15 protein-coding genes are annotated in these 15,890 nt (G+C 58.7%); 6 read left to right on the forward strand and 9 right to left on the reverse strand.

Annotated features, from left to right (window positions below; translation table 11 throughout):
- Window positions 1-108: 108 nt before the first annotated feature.
- Window positions 109-885 (reverse strand): BPL-N domain-containing protein, encoded by a 777-nt coding sequence (locus AB5Y73_RS05455; RefSeq protein ID WP_118854115.1) that lies wholly within the window; start codon window positions 883-885, stop codon window positions 109-111.
- Between the two features lie 334 nt (window positions 886-1,219).
- Between AB5Y73_RS05455 and AB5Y73_RS05460 the strand changes: the two genes are divergently transcribed.
- Window positions 1,220-1,753 (forward strand): metal-dependent hydrolase, encoded by a 534-nt coding sequence (locus AB5Y73_RS05460; protein ID WP_113738850.1) that lies wholly within the window; start codon window positions 1,220-1,222, stop codon window positions 1,751-1,753.
- Here AB5Y73_RS05460 and AB5Y73_RS05465 read toward each other — a convergent pair.
- The 8 genes from AB5Y73_RS05465 to AB5Y73_RS05500 form a co-directional block, all read right to left on the reverse strand.
- Window positions 1,750-2,076 carry a hypothetical protein gene (locus AB5Y73_RS05465; RefSeq protein ID WP_113739103.1) on the reverse strand — a complete coding sequence of 109 codons (327 nt, stop codon included), beginning with the start codon at window positions 2,074-2,076 and terminating at the stop codon, window positions 1,750-1,752. The two genes, AB5Y73_RS05460 and AB5Y73_RS05465, sit on opposite strands and share 4 nt — an antisense overlap.
- A gap of 157 nt (window positions 2,077-2,233) precedes the next feature.
- Entirely contained in the window at window positions 2,234-3,733 is a 1,500-nt protein-coding gene (locus AB5Y73_RS05470; protein WP_113738849.1) for a GIY-YIG nuclease family protein, read from the reverse strand.
- A gap of 678 nt (window positions 3,734-4,411) precedes the next feature.
- A complete protein-coding gene (trpA, locus tag AB5Y73_RS05475) occupies window positions 4,412-5,218 on the reverse strand; it encodes a tryptophan synthase subunit alpha (protein ID WP_113738848.1) in 807 nt (268 codons plus the stop codon).
- Complete coding sequence (gene trpB, locus AB5Y73_RS05480; RefSeq protein ID WP_106552996.1) at window positions 5,215-6,408, reverse strand: tryptophan synthase subunit beta; 1,194 nt, start codon at window positions 6,406-6,408, stop codon at window positions 5,215-5,217. Before trpB ends, trpA begins: the two co-directional genes overlap by 4 nt.
- 47 nt (window positions 6,409-6,455) lie before the next feature.
- Window positions 6,456-7,964, reverse strand: a complete 1,509-nt coding sequence (trpCF, locus tag AB5Y73_RS05485) for a bifunctional indole-3-glycerol-phosphate synthase TrpC/phosphoribosylanthranilate isomerase TrpF (protein ID WP_162628358.1) — start codon at window positions 7,962-7,964, stop codon at window positions 6,456-6,458.
- Window positions 7,964-8,992, reverse strand: a complete 1,029-nt coding sequence (trpD, locus tag AB5Y73_RS05490; protein ID WP_181497503.1) for an anthranilate phosphoribosyltransferase — start codon at window positions 8,990-8,992, stop codon at window positions 7,964-7,966. Before trpD ends, trpCF begins: the two co-directional genes overlap by 1 nt.
- 15 nt (window positions 8,993-9,007) lie before the next feature.
- Window positions 9,008-9,607 (reverse strand): aminodeoxychorismate/anthranilate synthase component II, encoded by a 600-nt coding sequence (locus AB5Y73_RS05495; RefSeq protein ID WP_005359135.1) that lies wholly within the window; start codon window positions 9,605-9,607, stop codon window positions 9,008-9,010.
- Window positions 9,600-11,234 carry an anthranilate synthase component 1 gene (locus AB5Y73_RS05500; RefSeq protein WP_118854112.1) on the reverse strand — a complete coding sequence of 545 codons (1,635 nt, stop codon included), beginning with the start codon at window positions 11,232-11,234 and terminating at the stop codon, window positions 9,600-9,602. Before AB5Y73_RS05500 ends, AB5Y73_RS05495 begins: the two co-directional genes overlap by 8 nt.
- 436 nt (window positions 11,235-11,670) lie before the next feature.
- On the opposite strand from AB5Y73_RS05500, the gene AB5Y73_RS05505 reads away from it, so the two are divergent.
- From AB5Y73_RS05505 to rluB, 5 genes are all read left to right on the forward strand, one after another.
- Complete coding sequence (locus AB5Y73_RS05505) at window positions 11,671-12,552, forward strand: PHP domain-containing protein (RefSeq protein WP_118854111.1); 882 nt, start codon at window positions 11,671-11,673, stop codon at window positions 12,550-12,552.
- Between the two features lie 225 nt (window positions 12,553-12,777).
- Window positions 12,778-13,398: an L-threonylcarbamoyladenylate synthase gene (locus AB5Y73_RS05510; RefSeq protein WP_005338129.1), complete on the forward strand. Its 621-nt coding sequence runs from the start codon at window positions 12,778-12,780 to the stop codon at window positions 13,396-13,398.
- The gene (locus AB5Y73_RS05515) at window positions 13,391-14,260 is read left to right on the forward strand and encodes a ScpA family protein (RefSeq protein WP_041235018.1); all 870 of its coding nucleotides are present in this window, start codon (window positions 13,391-13,393) and stop codon (window positions 14,258-14,260) included. The genes AB5Y73_RS05510 and AB5Y73_RS05515 overlap by 8 nt, the downstream gene beginning before the upstream one ends.
- On the forward strand, window positions 14,244-14,816 hold the full coding sequence (scpB, locus tag AB5Y73_RS05520; RefSeq protein ID WP_005350230.1) for an SMC-Scp complex subunit ScpB: 573 nt from the start codon (window positions 14,244-14,246) through the stop codon (window positions 14,814-14,816). Before AB5Y73_RS05515 ends, scpB begins: the two co-directional genes overlap by 17 nt.
- Window positions 14,817-14,950: 134 nt before the next feature.
- On the forward strand, window positions 14,951-15,874 hold the full coding sequence (gene rluB / locus AB5Y73_RS05525) for a 23S rRNA pseudouridine(2605) synthase RluB (protein ID WP_005347347.1): 924 nt from the start codon (window positions 14,951-14,953) through the stop codon (window positions 15,872-15,874).
- Window positions 15,875-15,890 lie beyond the last annotated feature (16 nt).

Raw genomic sequence — 15,890 nt, forward strand, 5'->3', positions numbered from 1 at the left:
CACCGACCTTTTGCAGGTCGGTGGTTTTTTATTATGGATTGTTGCTGATTGGCAGCCCTCACTTCCGGGCCGAGCAATGGGGTCACATCCAGGGGCGTAGGGGCGCGACTACTTCGAATGGGTGACGGGCTCTTCGGAGAGCAACTCGTTAACGAGTCCTGCAGCCAGATGAATATTCGACTCCATCTTGTCGCCGTTCACCGCGTTCGCTTGCCATGATTCGGGGGCTTCGGGGTGTGGCCCGGAAACGGCCACCTTGCCTTTCCCGTATGAGCTGATCAGCGCGGCAATATGATGGTTTTGAAAATGGGCGATGACCTTGACCTGCTCGGGGCTTGGCACCGGCGTAAATTGCGGGCCGGCCTGGTAATACATCTGGCGCGCTTCACCAAGCCAGCTGATCGGGAAGATCCTGGCGCTAAAGTCGCCGTCATAATCATCGGATGTGGCAGGAACAAGGCCCAGCGCCGGCACAAAGCCCTCTTCTTCAGACCAGCCGGTGGATGCCACAAAGGCACCCCCACAGATCCCGAGGTAGCGGCCGCCGTTCTGCAAATAGGTTTTTAACGCCGAACGAGCGTCCGCGGTGAAGGCGTTGAGGAGCGGCTCAACATCGTCCTCAGTGCCGCCAACGATAAACACCCTGGCATTATCGAGCTCTGCAGGCAGCGCCTCGATATTGGAGAGATACCTGACTGGCAAGCCCACCTGCCTGACCACATCCGCAATCGCTTTGGTGCTATCCCTATCAGAAACCGGCCCGTTATAGATCAGCGCGTACGGCTCTTGCTGCGGCTGCGCAGAGGCGGTCTCTGCCATGCATCCAGTCACTAACCAAAGGCTGATAACGTTCGCAATCAGCCTGATGCCTTTTGATACATTCATCGCTGCCACTGTCCCTGTGATGTGAATCGAAGAGACTACTTATCACGATCCCGTTCTGCATGTCAGCCGCAGTTAAATGAACATTTCAAGTTAACGCACCAACGCTGATGGGGCCTGCGTTCGACACACAACGAACGAGCCAATACAGAGGGACAAACCACAGAATTTCGGCCCCTGCTTCGGAGCGCGTGCAACAGCTTTCCTGTGTGACGCCTCTTCTGGCTGATGGCTAAGGATTTGAGTGGGAATACAGCAATATAAGAGGGGGCACTTCACCTTCACTTCACCGAGCGGGGATAAGGTAGGCGAACGTTTTCAGTTGGAGCTTTATCCTATGCCCACCATAGTCACTCACGCCGCCGTTCCTCTCTGCCTTGGACTCGGGCTTGGCAGCCGGATTATCCCGCCGCGCCTGCTGCTGGCGGGGGTCGCCATCGCCATGCTGCCCGATGCCGATGTGCTCGCCTTTAAACTGGGGGTCGCCTACGGCCATGTCTTTGGTCACCGCGGCTTTACTCACTCCCTGTTGTTCGCCTTTGCCCTGCCCACACTGGCCATGCTGTTTTATCGCCAATTTCGGGCGAGCGCCGCCACCGTCTGGTCGTTTCTGCTGGTCTCGCTACTCTCCCACAGCCTGCTCGATTCACTTACCACCGGCGGCAAGGGGGTTGGCTGGCTCTGGCCTTGGCGTGATGAGCGCTTCTTCGCTCCCTGGCAGGTGATCCGGGTCGCCCCCTTCAAGTTGGAGGCCTACCTCACAGCCCGAGGTGAAGCGGTGATCCTCTCCGAGCTCTACTGGGTCTGGCTGCCGGGGGTTGTATTGATGCTGGTATTGATGGGGTGGCGGGGGTGGAGCAGGGGGCCCTAGGGGATGCTGAGACTGGCGGCCAAGTGATGAAGATAGTCATAGCTGTGCCACTGTATGGCACAGAGAGCGAGCAGGGCTGATGCCCCCAAGGCACCCTGATCCCGGTGTCGGAGCAATACACGCAATGCATGTATTATGCAGAGACCCAAGATCGTCAGGTAAATGATGGCTAACGCCACTTCAATCAAATCAGATATACCGTAGGGGTCATTCGGATTGTGATAAAGCTGGTCATAGCCAAAGGCGCGAAATCCGAGTCTGATCAGAAACAGAGAAAAGCAGAGGGTGGCCAGTTGTTTTGTTTTTTGGCGGATTTCTGTCATGCAACTTATCAAGTATTCCAACACTAACTTTTGGGCTGAGATACAGCTGAGCGGGGACACCCATATTTTGGAATGTTGGATATGCAAAGCCCGGCTAAGAAACGTGAGGGCCCTAATTTTCTTTTGCATTATAAGCGTGATAGCTTTGGCGCAAAACTCATAGCGACATTAATTCACTAACGATAGTAACTTCTTCTTCAGAAAGGTTGAAAAACTCCGTATACCCTCCAAAAGTGATATCACTTCCATTAATTTGAGCTTGTTTATCATAAATCATCTTGTGAATATCTTGCTCTAAAGCGAAGCAATCAAATAATGTGCCGTTTGATGTTTTGATAACGTCATAACTACCATCAATACGAGTGGATACATTATTCTTCGTAATGCCTATCTTGTGATATAGAACACCATCAATCACCTTAGACACTAGGTATATCTCAGCGGGTGAATTTGCTAACTCAGGGTCACGACGGAGGATTGTCTCATTGTAACGACCTGCGTTAACCACTTTGTCAGTTCCAAGATCAATCGCTTCACGGATTGTCATACCCTGACTCACGCGACTGTTCAGCATGCTTACTCCCATACCGAAATTTTCAGCTATAGCTTTCATTGATGGATAGTAGCTACCCTCAAATTCGATGTTCTTATCTGATGGTGATAACTCTAGTCCTACGGCTTGTTCCGATGTCCACCCGTTAGCCAATCTAGCTAGAATAACTGTATTGCTTATACCAAACTTTTCAGCTGCTTCAACAATAGTTTTGTACACAATCCCATTAACTAGGATAGGTTTACCTTTACCAAGTTCTGGGTTAACTGCATCTTCAGGTGACCAACCATAATGTGTTATACGCGAATTAACCACATGATATGGCATGTCATATGCCTCAGCTAGTGCTTTGTATGACCGATACACCACACCGCCTACTTCAAGATTTACAGCTTTACGCCTGTTCACAGACTTGCGCTGCTTAAAAAGTGAGCGCTGGACTTCTTTACTAATAGCTTGCTCTACAGTAGCGCCTCGATTTAGGCGGTCTCTTATCGTAGAAACTGATGAACCCGAGATTTCTGATATCTCAGATAGAGTCATCATTTTTCCTTGGTATTCATACTTATCCCGACGCTTACGACGACCATCTTCAATTGGATCAATACCTAGTGCTTCGCGTTTCGAATAGCCTTTATTTAGGCGTGAACGGTAAGTTACACGCTTGACACCAAATGCATCACATAGCTCATTAAGATTACGGTAAGTCACACCTTCAAACTCAACCTTAAATGAGTTTTTCTTCTCAGGCTTAACAACTTCTTCCGCCTCCACATAATTCTTAATCTCTTTCGGCATCAAGAGGCTATCACCACGACAGCCGCGCTCATATCTCTTATACATGGTGTTGTAGTTAACAGCATAAGCATCAGAAATTTGACGTAGGCTGTGATATTCAACCCCCTCAACCACCTGTTTGAAACCATTAGCTTCTCTAGTTTTAACTGCGGTTTGTTTTGGGGTGGTAAGAGCTTCTTCAATAGTCATACCATCTTTCAGCCGATAACGGACAGTAGCAAGACCAACCACTGCTATGTCTTGATTTTCATTAAACAGCTTAGATAGTGTCGTGTAGCCTTTACCATTGAAAGAAAACTTTCTCATCGCTTTAACCTGTATAGAAATTAAGTCTACTGGCAATTGTTAAACTCTATCTTGATTATGAAAATGTGGTCAAATAAAACAAGTAAGATCGAATCAAACGTTGCTCTAACTCACAATGGGGTAAAACTGAGTTAGCCACAACCAGTTATCGCGTATATTGGGCTAAAAATCGTAGGTTGGTGCTTCACGAAGTGAAGCCAAACATTTACCGCGAAATATATCTGTAAATCTGTTTTACCGATCTACCACATCCTTGTTTATCCCGCTCTGATGGGGGTAATAAGGCTCGCCTGTTGGGCTTCGCTCTGCTCTGCGCCAACCTACAAAAAACCACGCTACCGCTCCTGAGTGACAGCCCCCAGTTCGCTGCTGTTAACCTGCGAGATAGCAACGATCGCTTTCATGGCGTCCTTCCGAGAGGTTGATTGTCGTTTGGCTATCTTAAGGGCGAGGGCTGAGTGTTGAGAAGCGGGTTTTGGCGGGAATCTGTGTTGGATCAATAAATTAGTCATCAGTAGTATTCAATTTGAGCAAATTCGGTTGCCGTAGCTTCCCCTCACCCCAACCCTCTCCCAAGGGGAGAGGGTGTAAAAGAAAAGGGAGCCGGTCAGGCTCCCTTTTACATGGTTATGCGAACTGGCATATCAGGGCCACAGACAGCCTACCCCATACCCGACCTTATCGATTGGTCGCCGCCTTCATCCCTTCCACAAATTCCTTCAGACGGGTGAGCATATGTTCCGGGTTATGGTGGTGGGTCTCGATGATCTTCACCACGGCGGAGCCGGAGATGGCACCGGCGGCGCCAGCGGCGATGGCCTCACGCACCTGAGCCGGTTCGCTGATGCCAAAGCCGAGCAGGGCGGGGGGGGCGTTGAACTCGCGCAGGGTATTGATGAGACCTTCCACCGGCATGCCGGCCTTGGTCTCGGCACCGGTGACGCCGGCACGGCTCACCAGATAGGTGTAACCATTACCCAGCTCCGCCACCTGTTTCAGGGTCTCGGCATCGCCATTGGGCGGGGCGATAAAGATGCTGTCGATGCCGAACTTGTCGGCGGCCGCCTTGTAGGGGGCGCACATTTGCACCGGCACATCGGCAACCAGCACCGAATCCACGCCCGCCTGCTGGCACTTCTCGTAGAAGCCGTCGATTTTACGCACATAGACCAGGTTGGCGTAGACCAGTAGGCCAATGGGCAGTTGCGGGTACTTGGCGCGGATGCGGCCAAGCAGCTCGAAACAGTCATCCGGGGTGGTGTGGCTGGCAAACGCACGCAGGGCGGCGCCCTGAATGGTGGGGCCGTCTGCCACCGGATCGGAGAAGGGAATGCCGAGCTCGAGGGCATCGGCGCCCCCTGCGACCAGCGCATCGACGATGGCCAGCGACAATTCGGGAGTCGGGTCACCCAGCATCACGAACGGCACAAAGGCGCCCTGATTGGCCGCGTCCAGACGGGAGAAGAGTTGTGCGTAACGGTTCATGACAAGGTTCCTTCTTTCTCGAAAATGTCGGCAACGGTGAAGATATCTTTGTCGCCACGGCCGGAGAGGTTGACGATGAGCACCTGCTCTTTTTCCGGTTCACTGCGGGCCATCTTGAGGGCGTGGGCCAGCGCGTGGGAGGACTCCAGCGCCGGGATGATGCCTTCGGATTTGGCCAGCTCCTGGAAGGCGTCCAGCGCCTCCTTGTCGGTTACCGAGGGGTACTCGGCGCGGCCGATGGCGGCCAGATGGGCGTGCTGCGGGCCGACGGAGGGGAAGTCGAGCCCTGCCGAGACGGAGTAGGACTCCTGGATCTGGCCCTGAGTGTCCTGCATCAGGTAGGAGTGCATGCCAAAGAAGACCCCTTTGCTGCCGTGACCGAGCGGCGCACCGTGCTCGCCGCTCTCGATGCCGTGACCACCCGGCTCGACCCCGATGAGACGCACCGACGGCTCATCGATAAAGTCGGCAAACATGCCGATAGCGTTCGACCCACCGCCGACGCAGGCGATCACCGCATCGGGCAAGCGCTCTTCTTTCTCGAAGCACTGGGCCTTGGCCTCTTCGCCGATCATCTTCTGGAACTCCCGCACGATGGTGGGGAAGGGGTGCGGGCCGGCGGCGGTACCCAGCAGGTAGTGGGCCGACTCGTAGTTGGCGGCCCAGTCGCGCAGCGCCTCGTTGCAGGCATCTTTCAGGGTGCTGGAGCCGGAGTGCACCGGAATGACGGTGGCGCCCATCAGCTTCATGCGAAATACGTTGGGTTTCTGGCGCTCGCAATCCTTGGCACCCATATAGACCCGGCACTTGAGGCCGAGCAGGGCGCAGGCCAGCGCGGTGGCAACGCCATGCTGACCGGCACCGGTCTCGGCGATGATCTCGCTCTTGCCCATCCGCTTGGCCAGCAGCGCCTGACCCAGCACCTGGTTGGTCTTGTGGGCGCCGCCGTGCAGCAGATCTTCACGTTTCAGATAGAGGCGGGTCTTGGTGCCCTTGGTCAGATTGCGGGTCAGGGTGAGCGGAGTCGGGCGACCGGCATACTCGGTCAGCAGGGACTGAAACTCGGCGATAAAGGCGGGATCATCCTTGGCATCGACGAAGGCTTTCTCCAGCTGGAGCAGGGCCGGGATAAGGATTTGGGGTACGTACATACCGCCAAATTCACCGAAAAACGGGTTGAGCAGGGTCATGGCTTCTTCCTTGTATTAGCTAAATCGAAATATCAAAAAGGGTTGCGTTACAGGTTGCGCAGTGCGCCGAAGGCGGCTGCTATCTTGTGTGCATCCTTCTGGCCCGGGGCACTCTCCACCCCGGAGTTGAAATCAAGGCCGAGGCAGCCCACTTGTGCCGCCTGCAGGGCGTTGTCGGGATTAAGGCCCCCCGCCAGCATCAGTTTGCTCTTGTCGAGCGTGGCCAGCATGGCCCAGTCGAACGCCTGACCGGTGCCGCCGCTCTGGCTGCCCACTTTGGTATCGAGCAGCAGGCGATCTGCCGGGTAGTCGAGGGCAGGCAGCGGCTCGCCGCTTTCTTTGCCGAGAGAGACGCCTACGGCCTTCCAGATCTGGCAGCCAGAGGGCAGCAGCGGCCGCAGTTCCTCGATATAGGCGGCATCCTCATCCCCATGCAGCTGCACTGCGGAGAGCCCCAGCGCATCTACCGTCTTGGCGATAGTGGCAGGCTGGGCGTTGCGAAATACCCCGACATAGGCGAGCGGCGCCCCTGCCATCACCGCGCGGGCGGCAGGGATGTCCACATAGCGCGGGCTTTTCGCCACAAAGATAAGACCCCCGAATACCGCCCCCGCCTGATGGGCGGCGGCGGCATCCTCGGCGCGGGTGAGGCCGCACACCTTGTTCTGGCCCAGTACCAGCTTGCGCACCGCAGCCTCCAGATCCGGCTCGGCCATCAGAGATGAGCCCACCAGAAAGCCCTTGGCGTGGTGGCGCAGATCCGCCACCTGAGCGCGGTGGTTGATGCCGGACTCGCTGATCACCACCCGCTCGCTCGGAATATCTTTGGCCAGCTGTTTGGTGCGGTTGAGATCCACGCTCAAATCCCGCAGATCCCGGTTGTTGATGCCAATGACCGGCGCGCCAAGGGCGATGGCACGGGTCAGCTCCTCCTCGTTGCTCACCTCGGTGAGCACGCCAAGGCCTAGCTCCTTGGCGGCCGCGAACAGGGCGCGATACCCCTCGTCGGTGAGCACCGAGAGCATCAAGAGGATGGCATCCGCCTGATAGTGGCGGGCCAGATAGACCTGATAGGGGTCAATCATGAAATCCTTGCAGAGTACCGGCTGGCTGACGCGGCTGCGTACCCGCGGCAGGAAGGCGAAATCCCCCTGAAAGAACTTCTCGTCGGTCAGTACCGAGATGGCGGTGGCGTATTTGCCATAGATGTCGGCGATGGCCTCCGGGCTGAAATCGTCGCGGATCAAGCCCTTGGAGGGGGAGGCCTTCTTGCACTCCAGAATAAAGCGGGTGGAGCCCGCCTTGAGCGCCCCGACGAAATCCCGATCGCTCGGGGTCAGCGCACTCTGGAAGCTCGCCAGTGGCTGGGCCAGTTTGCGGGCGGCAACCCACTCCTGTTTGGCCGCCACGATCTTGCCGAGAATGGTCTGGCTGATGGAGGCCATGTTCAGAAATGCATGGGGGGCAATAAGGTCTGACATCTCGTTATCCTTGCGAAACTGGCTCTTGCCCTGTGGGCGTTCTGAATGACTGCTGTGCGACATGGTGGCTGACATCATGCCTCCTGATGACCCGCTTCCTGATGGCTCAGAGTAGCCAGCCGAGCAGCCAGATCCGCTGCCTTGCCGCTAGCCAGCACCGCCAGCACCTCGGCGGCCGCGCTCTTGAGATCCTTCGCCTTGCCCGCCATCAGCAGCAGTGGCGCCACGTTGGCGGCGATGGCGGCGTTGTGGGCCGGGGTGCCGCGCCCTTCCAGAATGGCGGCGGTGATGGCGCGGTTCTCTTCCGGTTCCCCGCCCTGAATGGCGCTGACCGGATAGGTCTCGAGGCCAAAGTCAGCCGGGGTGATCATAAATTCGCGGATCTCGCCGTCACGGATCTGGGCCACCTGGGTCGGGCCGTGGATGGCGATTTCATCCAGCCCGGCACCGTGCACCACCATACCGGTTTTCAGCCCCAGTGCCAGCAGGGTTTCTGCGATGGGACGCACCAGCTCGGGGGCATAGACCCCCATCAGCTGATAGGTGGGGCGGGCGGGGTTGATAAGCGGCCCCAGCACATTGAACAGGGTGCGAGTCTTGAGGGCTTGACGCACCGGCATGGCGTGGCGCACGCCAGCGTGGTACTGGGGGGCGAACAGGAAGCAGATGCCGAGTTCATCCAGACAATGGCGCGCCTGCGCCGGGCTCATGTCGAGCTTGATGCCCATTTTGTCGAGCAGATCGCTCGAACCCGACTTGCTCGAAACCGAGCGGTTGCCATGCTTGGCCACTTTTAGGCCGCAGGCGGCGGCGACCAGCGCCGAGGTGGTGGAGACGTTGATGGTGTTGAGGCCATCGCCACCGGTACCGACGATGTCGCAGAACTCATAATCCGGACGCGGGAAGTCGCGCGCTTCCGCCAAGAGGGCCTCGGCGGCACCGGCGATCTCCTCCGGGGTCTCCCCCTTGATCTTGAGGGCAGTCAGCAGGCTTGCGAGCACGATGGGGTCCACTTCGCCACGTACCACCTGGCCGAAGGCATCGCGGGTACTTTCACGGCTCAGAGACTGACCCTGATAGAGGGTGTTGAGATGTTGATGCATGTTGGTCTCCTTACCTTAACGCACGCTGCTTTCTGGACGGGTGATGTGGGCGAGCGCCTGAGTCAGCAGACGGGCCCCTTCCGAAGTCATGATGGATTCGGGGTGGAACTGGAAGCCCAGTACCCGCTCATCCTGCTGCTCGATGGCCATGGGCATCCCCTGATAGTGGGCAATCACCGTCAGCTCTTCCGGTACATAGGTAGCGACCAGCGAGTGGTAGCGGGCCACCGGCAGCGGGCTCGGCAGACCAGCGAAGGCGCCGTGGCCGTTGTGCTCAATCAGGGAGCGCTTGCCGTGGACGATCTCGCCCGCCGCGCCGACGGTGCCGCCGTAGGCTTCGCACAGAGCCTGATGGCCGAGGCAGATACCGAGGATGGGCACCTGACCGCGGGCCAGTTTGATCAGATCAATCAGGCAACCCGCTTCGTGGGGGGCACCCGGGCCCGGTGAGAGCACCAGCACGGCGTCCCCTTCGCAGGCGGCGATCTCGCTCATGATGCGGCTGGCCGGCAGGCTGTTGCGGTAGATCCGCACCGGATAACCGAGGGAGCGGAACTGGTCGACGAGGTTGTAGGTAAACGAATCGAAGTTATCGAGCAGGAAGATATTAGTCATGGCTCACGTCCTTATGTTGCTCCTGCTGGGCGCTCAGGGCTTGCAGAGAGGTGCCATGGCTGGCAGCGATGGCGGCCAGCACGGCGGCCGCCTTGGCGCGGGTTTCGTCCGCTTCTGCTTGCGGCTTGGAGTCATAGACCACCCCGGCACCGGCCTGCACATGGGCCACGCCATCTTTGACAAATGCCGAGCGGATGACGATGCAGGTATCCATCTCGCCGGCGCCGTTAATGTAGCCGACCGCGCCGCCGTAGCTGCCGCGGCGCTTGCCTTCCACCATGCGAATAAGCTCGCTGGCGCGGATTTTGGGGGCGCCGGTGAGGGTGCCCATGTTCATGCAGGCCTGATAGGCGTGCAGGGCGTCAAGGTCGGAACGCAAGGTGCCGACCACCTTGGAGACCAGATGCATCACGTGGCTGTAGCGATCCACTTTCAGCAGCTCCTTGACGTAGCGGGTGCCGGGCTCCGAGATGCGGGCGATGTCGTTGCGGCCCAGATCCACCAGCATCAGGTGCTCGGCCACCTCTTTCTCATCCTGACGCAGCTCCAGCTCGATGCGGCCGTCGAGATCCCGGTTGATGCTGCCATCGGGGTTGAAGCCGCGGCGGCGGGTACCGGCGATGGGGTACATCTCCACATCGCGGCTGGCGGCGCAGAATTTCACCGCGCTCTCCGGCGAGGCGCCAAACAGGGTGAAGCCCTCATCCTGCACGTAGAACATGTAGGGGCTGGGGTTGGTCTGTTTGAGGCGGCGATAGGCGGCCAGGGGGCTCGGGCAGGGCAGGGAGAAGCAGCGGGACGGCACCACCTGAAAGATGTCGCCACGGCGGATAAAGCCCTTGAGCTTCTCTACCTCGGCGCAGAACTGTTTGTCGCTCTTGTCCACGCTGATGCCGCCGGTGAGGGCCGGGGTTGCCGGCTCCTGTTGCGGCGCCTGCTGGCAGGCTTGCTTGAACTGGCCGAGACGCTCGCTCAGGCGGTGGTATCTGTCCTCCACCCGGCTCTCGTCGCTGTCGCCGCCAAAGATGCAGGCCAGCAGTTGAGTGGTGCGCTCGATATGGTCGATGGTGATCAGGGTTTCGGCCACATAGAAGCAGTAGTCGGGGCAGTCGTTGCTCCCTTCCGGCACTTCGGGCAGATCTTCAAAAGAGGCGATCAGGTCGTAGGCGAAGCTGCCCGCCATAAAGAGCGCCTCTTTACCCAACTGGCAATCGAGCTCCCGCTGCAGGGTGCGCAGCACGTCCAGCACGCTGCTCCCCTTGAGGCGGGAATCTTCGTCCTGCTCCCGATCGGAGGCCGGGAAGTCGAGCTGCAATTCGCCATCTACCAGCGAGCGGGCCACCACCACGGGCAGCCGTTCGGCCAGCAGGCTTTGCAACTGGGCGCCGTTGTCGTTCAGGCTGCGCACCCGCACGGTGCGGCCACGGCACTCGATGCGCAGGCAGGCATCCACCAGCAGCAGGCTCTGTTTGCCTGCCTTGGAGTCGATCTCCACCGATTCCAGCAGCAGGTTGTTGGGGCGACCCTGACAGAGGCGGGTATAGAGCGCCAGCGGGTCGGCCACATAGGGGGCGTTGAGCTTGAGGGTATCGAATTCACCCAGAGGAAGGCGATGTGTGGCTGTCATAGTGCGTTCCCTTGCGTGTGATGCGTGTTACCGATGTTCATGACTTTGAATTCCTTAGAAATTTAATTGGTCCGGGGTGGCTGGTTCAGGGGCGCCATCGCCAGGTCAGCTTGCTTGTCTGAATTCTCGGTTTCATCACAGGTCCATTTGCCGGATAATAAAAAAGCCCGCTGGGGTCAGCGGGCTTTTTCTTTGGGTTCTTAATTTGCTGTCAGATTACAGGTACAGCAACGACCACACGCCCGCATGTCAGGGAGTGTGCCACCACCAGATGGTCAGGATGGAAGTCGTTTGCATGATAAAGTCCTGTAAAAAGATGTTTGCAATGAAGTGCCTACAGAAAACGATAAAGCCGCGGCCAAGTCAAGTCGCTTTTTAGCCTTCTTTCACCGATTTGCCATGAATGGTGACCTGACCACGAGAGCGGAATAACCTGATGAGATTCGATCTTCACTGCCATACCACTGCCTCCGACGGGGTGCTTAGCCCAGCCGAACTGGTGCGCCGCGCTGCCGAAAAACAGGTCGAGGTGTTAGCAGTTACTGACCACGATACCCTCGCCGGGCTTGATGAGGTGCGCCGCACTATCGAAGCCGAGCAACTGCCGCTGCGACTGGTGAGCGGGGTCGAGATCTCCACCGGCTGGGAACATCACGAAATTCATATCGTGGCGCTGGGGGTGGATGAAAAAAATCCGCAGCTGACTGACTTTCTGGCCGGTCAGCTGGCTCGCCGTGAGGCGCGCGCGCTGGAAATCGGGCGTCGTCTGGAGAAGTGCCTCATCCCCGGCACCTATGAAGAGGCCAAACAGCTCGCCGGTGATGCTGCCGTGACCCGCGCCCACTTTGCCCGGGTGCTGGTGGCTCGCGGGGTGGCCGACAACATGCAGAAGGTATTCAAAAAGTACCTGAGCCGTGGCAATAAAGGATATGCCCCGGCCGAGTGGCCCGAGATGAGCGAAGCCATCGCGGCCATTCACGCCGCCGGTGGGCTGGCGGTGCTGGCCCACCCCAGCCGCTACGATCTCACCGCCAAGTGGATCAAGCGGCTGCTGGTGGCCTTCAAGGCGGCCGGTGGCGATGCCATGGAGGTCTCATTGCCTCAGCAGAGCCCGCAGGAGCGGGCCAATCTGGGCCAGTGGGCCAAGGATCACGACCTCTATATCTCGGTGGGATCGGATTTTCACTTCCCCTCCAACTGGACCGAGCTGGGCCGCCACCTCTGGCTGCCCAAAGAGGGGATGCCCGTCTGGTTGGCCTATCCAAGTCACTTTGGGCTCACCACCGAGCAACAAGCCGAGCTGCTGGCGAGCCGCTAACGGCGTCAGCGAAATAGGGAACAAACTGGCAAGAGGGAATGGCCATATTGTGGTTGGCCTATCCCGGTCACTTTGGGCTCACCACCGAGCAACATGCCGAGCTGCTGGCGAGTCGCTAACGGCGCCAGCGAAGCAGCCACAAACAGGTTAAGGTAGTGTCATGGGTCTTTGACCCGTGACCATACGAGCGGGCAGGTATTGCTGCCCCCATTGCGAGAACAAGCTATGAGTCAGCATTTTTACGTACATCCGGAAAACCCCCAGGCCCGACTGATCGGTCAGGCGGTACAGATCATCCAGAACGGCGGCGTCATCGTCTATCCGACAGACTCCGGCTATGCGCTGGGTTGCCAGATGGGTGACAAGGGCGCGCTGGAGCGCATCTGCCGCATCCGTCGCCTCGACGCCAACCACGATTTCACCTTGGTGTGCCGCGATCTCTCCGAGATCTCCACCTACGCCAAGGTCGACAACAGCGCGTTTCGCCTGATCAAGAACAACACCCCGGGCGCCTACACCTTCATCTTCAAGGCGACCAAAGAGGTGCCGCGCCGCCTGATGAACGAGAAGAAGAAGAGCATCGGCATCCGGGTGCCGGACAACAAGATTGCCCAGGCGCTCTTGGAAGCCCTCGGCGAGCCGCTGCTCTCCACCACTCTGATCCTCCCGGACTCCGAGATGGCCGAGTTTGACCCGGAAGAGATCTTCGACAAGCTGGGCAAGCAGATCGATCTGGTGGTCAACGGCGGTTATCTGGGTGAGCAGCCCACCACTGTGGTCGATTTCTCTGACGACGAGCCGGTATTGCGTCGTCGCGGCGCCGGGGACCCGACCCCGTTTGAGTGATGTCGCTGAACCGGTGACAGTCCCCGCTGCCGAGATGGGGGCTGGCTCCGCACTACCCATCGCGAAAGTCCTGGGGCAGCCCTATCACGAGCTGCCCCAGGATCTGTTCATCCCGCCCGATGCGCTGGAGGTGTTCCTCGATACCTTCGAGGGGCCGCTCGATCTGCTGCTCTATCTGATCCGGCGCCAGCAGCTCGATATTCTCAACCTGCCGATCCTGCAGATCACCGCCCAGTACATGGAGTACGTGGAGCTGATGCAGGGGCTCAACCTTGAGCTGGCGGCTGAGTATCTGCTGATGGCAGCCTGGCTCGCGGAGATAAAATCCCGCCTGCTGCTGCCCAAGGCGCCGGAGCTGGAGGATGAAGATGAGGGAGAAGACCCGCGGGTGACCCTGATCCGCCGCCTGCAGGAGTACGAGCGCTACAAGGTAGGTGCAGAGAAGGTCAATGAGCTGCCACGGGTAGAGCGGGAGATTTATATCGCCGCCGCCTTGCCCCCCGATTTTGGCGCCCTCAAGCCACTGGCGCCCGATGTTTCGCTGGTTGAGCTCGCCCTTTACATGCAAAGTGTGGTAAAACGCGCGACTCATTTCGAACATCACCAGATCCGCCGCGAACAGATCCCGACCCGGGTGCGCATGGCGGAGATCCTTGCCATGCTCACGCTGGGGCAGACCCTGCGCCTTGAGCAGGTGCTGCGTGCCGAAGAGGGACGCATGGGGGTACTGGTGACGTTTCTGGCCCTGCTGGAGCTGTGCAAGGAGCAACTGATCTGGATCCTGCAGGCAGAACCGCTGGGACCAATTCATTTCGCATTGGCCGAGCAGAGCGAGGAGGGCAACCGTGGCGCTGCCCACTGAACGACTCAAGACCCTGATCGAAGCGGCGCTGTTCGTGGCAGGTCGTCCGCTCAATGTCAGCGAGCTGAAAAGCAGCGTGCTGGCGGATTATCCGGTGACCAGTCGTTATGTTCAGCTGCTGTTGGCCGAGATCAGGCAAGATTACAGCTCGCGAGGCGTCGAACTCAAAGAGGTCGCCTCCGGCTGGCGCTTTCAGGCGCGTCAGGAGTATGCCGAAGAGCTCTCGCGGCTCTGGAGCGAGCGGGCTCCGCGTTATTCCCGCGCCGTGATGGAGACACTGACCCTGATCGCCTATCGCCAACCCATCACCCGGGCCGAGATCGAAGCGATCCGCGGAGTGGCGGTGTCGAGCCAGATAGTGAATACCCTGAAAGAACGTGGCTGGGTGCGCAGCATCGGCCACAAAGAGGTGGCCGGTCGCCCCGAGTTGCTCGCCACCACCAGAGAGTTTCTGGATTACTTTAATCTGCAGAGTCTGGAGCAGCTCCCCGAGCTGGATCCGGAGCTGCAACCCCTGTTGCCCTCTGCGGTGGACGGGGAGAGCGATGCCCGGTGAATGGCGCCCAAGCGTGCCGATGTCACCGAGATATACATTTTTCAACTGTGGCGAGTGCTCCAACCGGCGTTTGTTACAGTTAACCCCGTTGCCTCTTTTACCAGTGGGCAGCGATCAACAATCAGGTAACCCCGATGAGTGAAAAACTGCAAAAAGTGTTGGCCCGCGCGGGTCACGGCTCCCGTCGTGAGATGGAGGCCCTGATCACCGCAGGTCGGGTCAGTGTGGATGGCAAGGTCGCCACACTGGGGGATCGCGTCGAAGTGAACGCCGTGATCCGGGTGGATGGTCACCAGGTCAAGACCCGTGCCGCAGAGGAAGTGATCTGCCGCGTACTGGCTTACCACAAGCCGGAAGGGGAGATGTGTACCCGTCACGATCCGGAAGGTCGTCCCACCGTGTTTGATCGTCTGCCCAAGATGGAAGGTGCCCGCTGGATCGCGGTCGGCCGCCTCGACGTCAACACCTCCGGTCTGCTGCTGTTCACCACCGACGGTGAGCTGGCCAACCGTCTGATGCACCCGAGCCACGAAGTGGAGCGGGAATACGCGGTACGTGTCTTTGGCGAAATCACCGAAGCCATGCTGCAGCGTCTGCGCAAGGGCGTGCAGCTGGAAGATGGCACCGCCAAGTTCAACAAGATCAAACCGGCTGGCGGTGAGGGTCTGAACCAGTGGTTCAACGTCACCCTGACCGAAGGTCGCAACCGTGAAGTGCGCCGCCTGTGGGAATCCCAGGAAGTGCAGGTGAGCCGCCTGATGCGGATCCGCTACGGTGACGTCAAGCTGGACCGCGGTATCCCGCGCGGCGGCTGGCAAGAGCTGAAACTGCCGGAAGTGAACTACCTGCGCGGTCTGGTCAACCTGCCGCCGGAGACCGAATCCAAGGTCGATCTGCAGCAGGATGGCAAAACCAGCCGTCACAAGCAGGCCGCCCAGATCCGTCGCGCCGTGCAGCGTCACAAAGAGATGCAGGGCAAAGAGCCGCGCGCTCGCGCCACCACCGCCCGTCGCAAGCCGCAAGCCTCTACCCGTAACTCCGGTACCGGCAGCAAGTAAGCCGATAGCCCGTTGC

Source organism: Aeromonas sp. s7(2024), assembly GCF_040907825.1.
GTDB classification, from domain to species: Bacteria; Pseudomonadota; Gammaproteobacteria; order Enterobacterales; family Aeromonadaceae; genus Aeromonas; species Aeromonas veronii.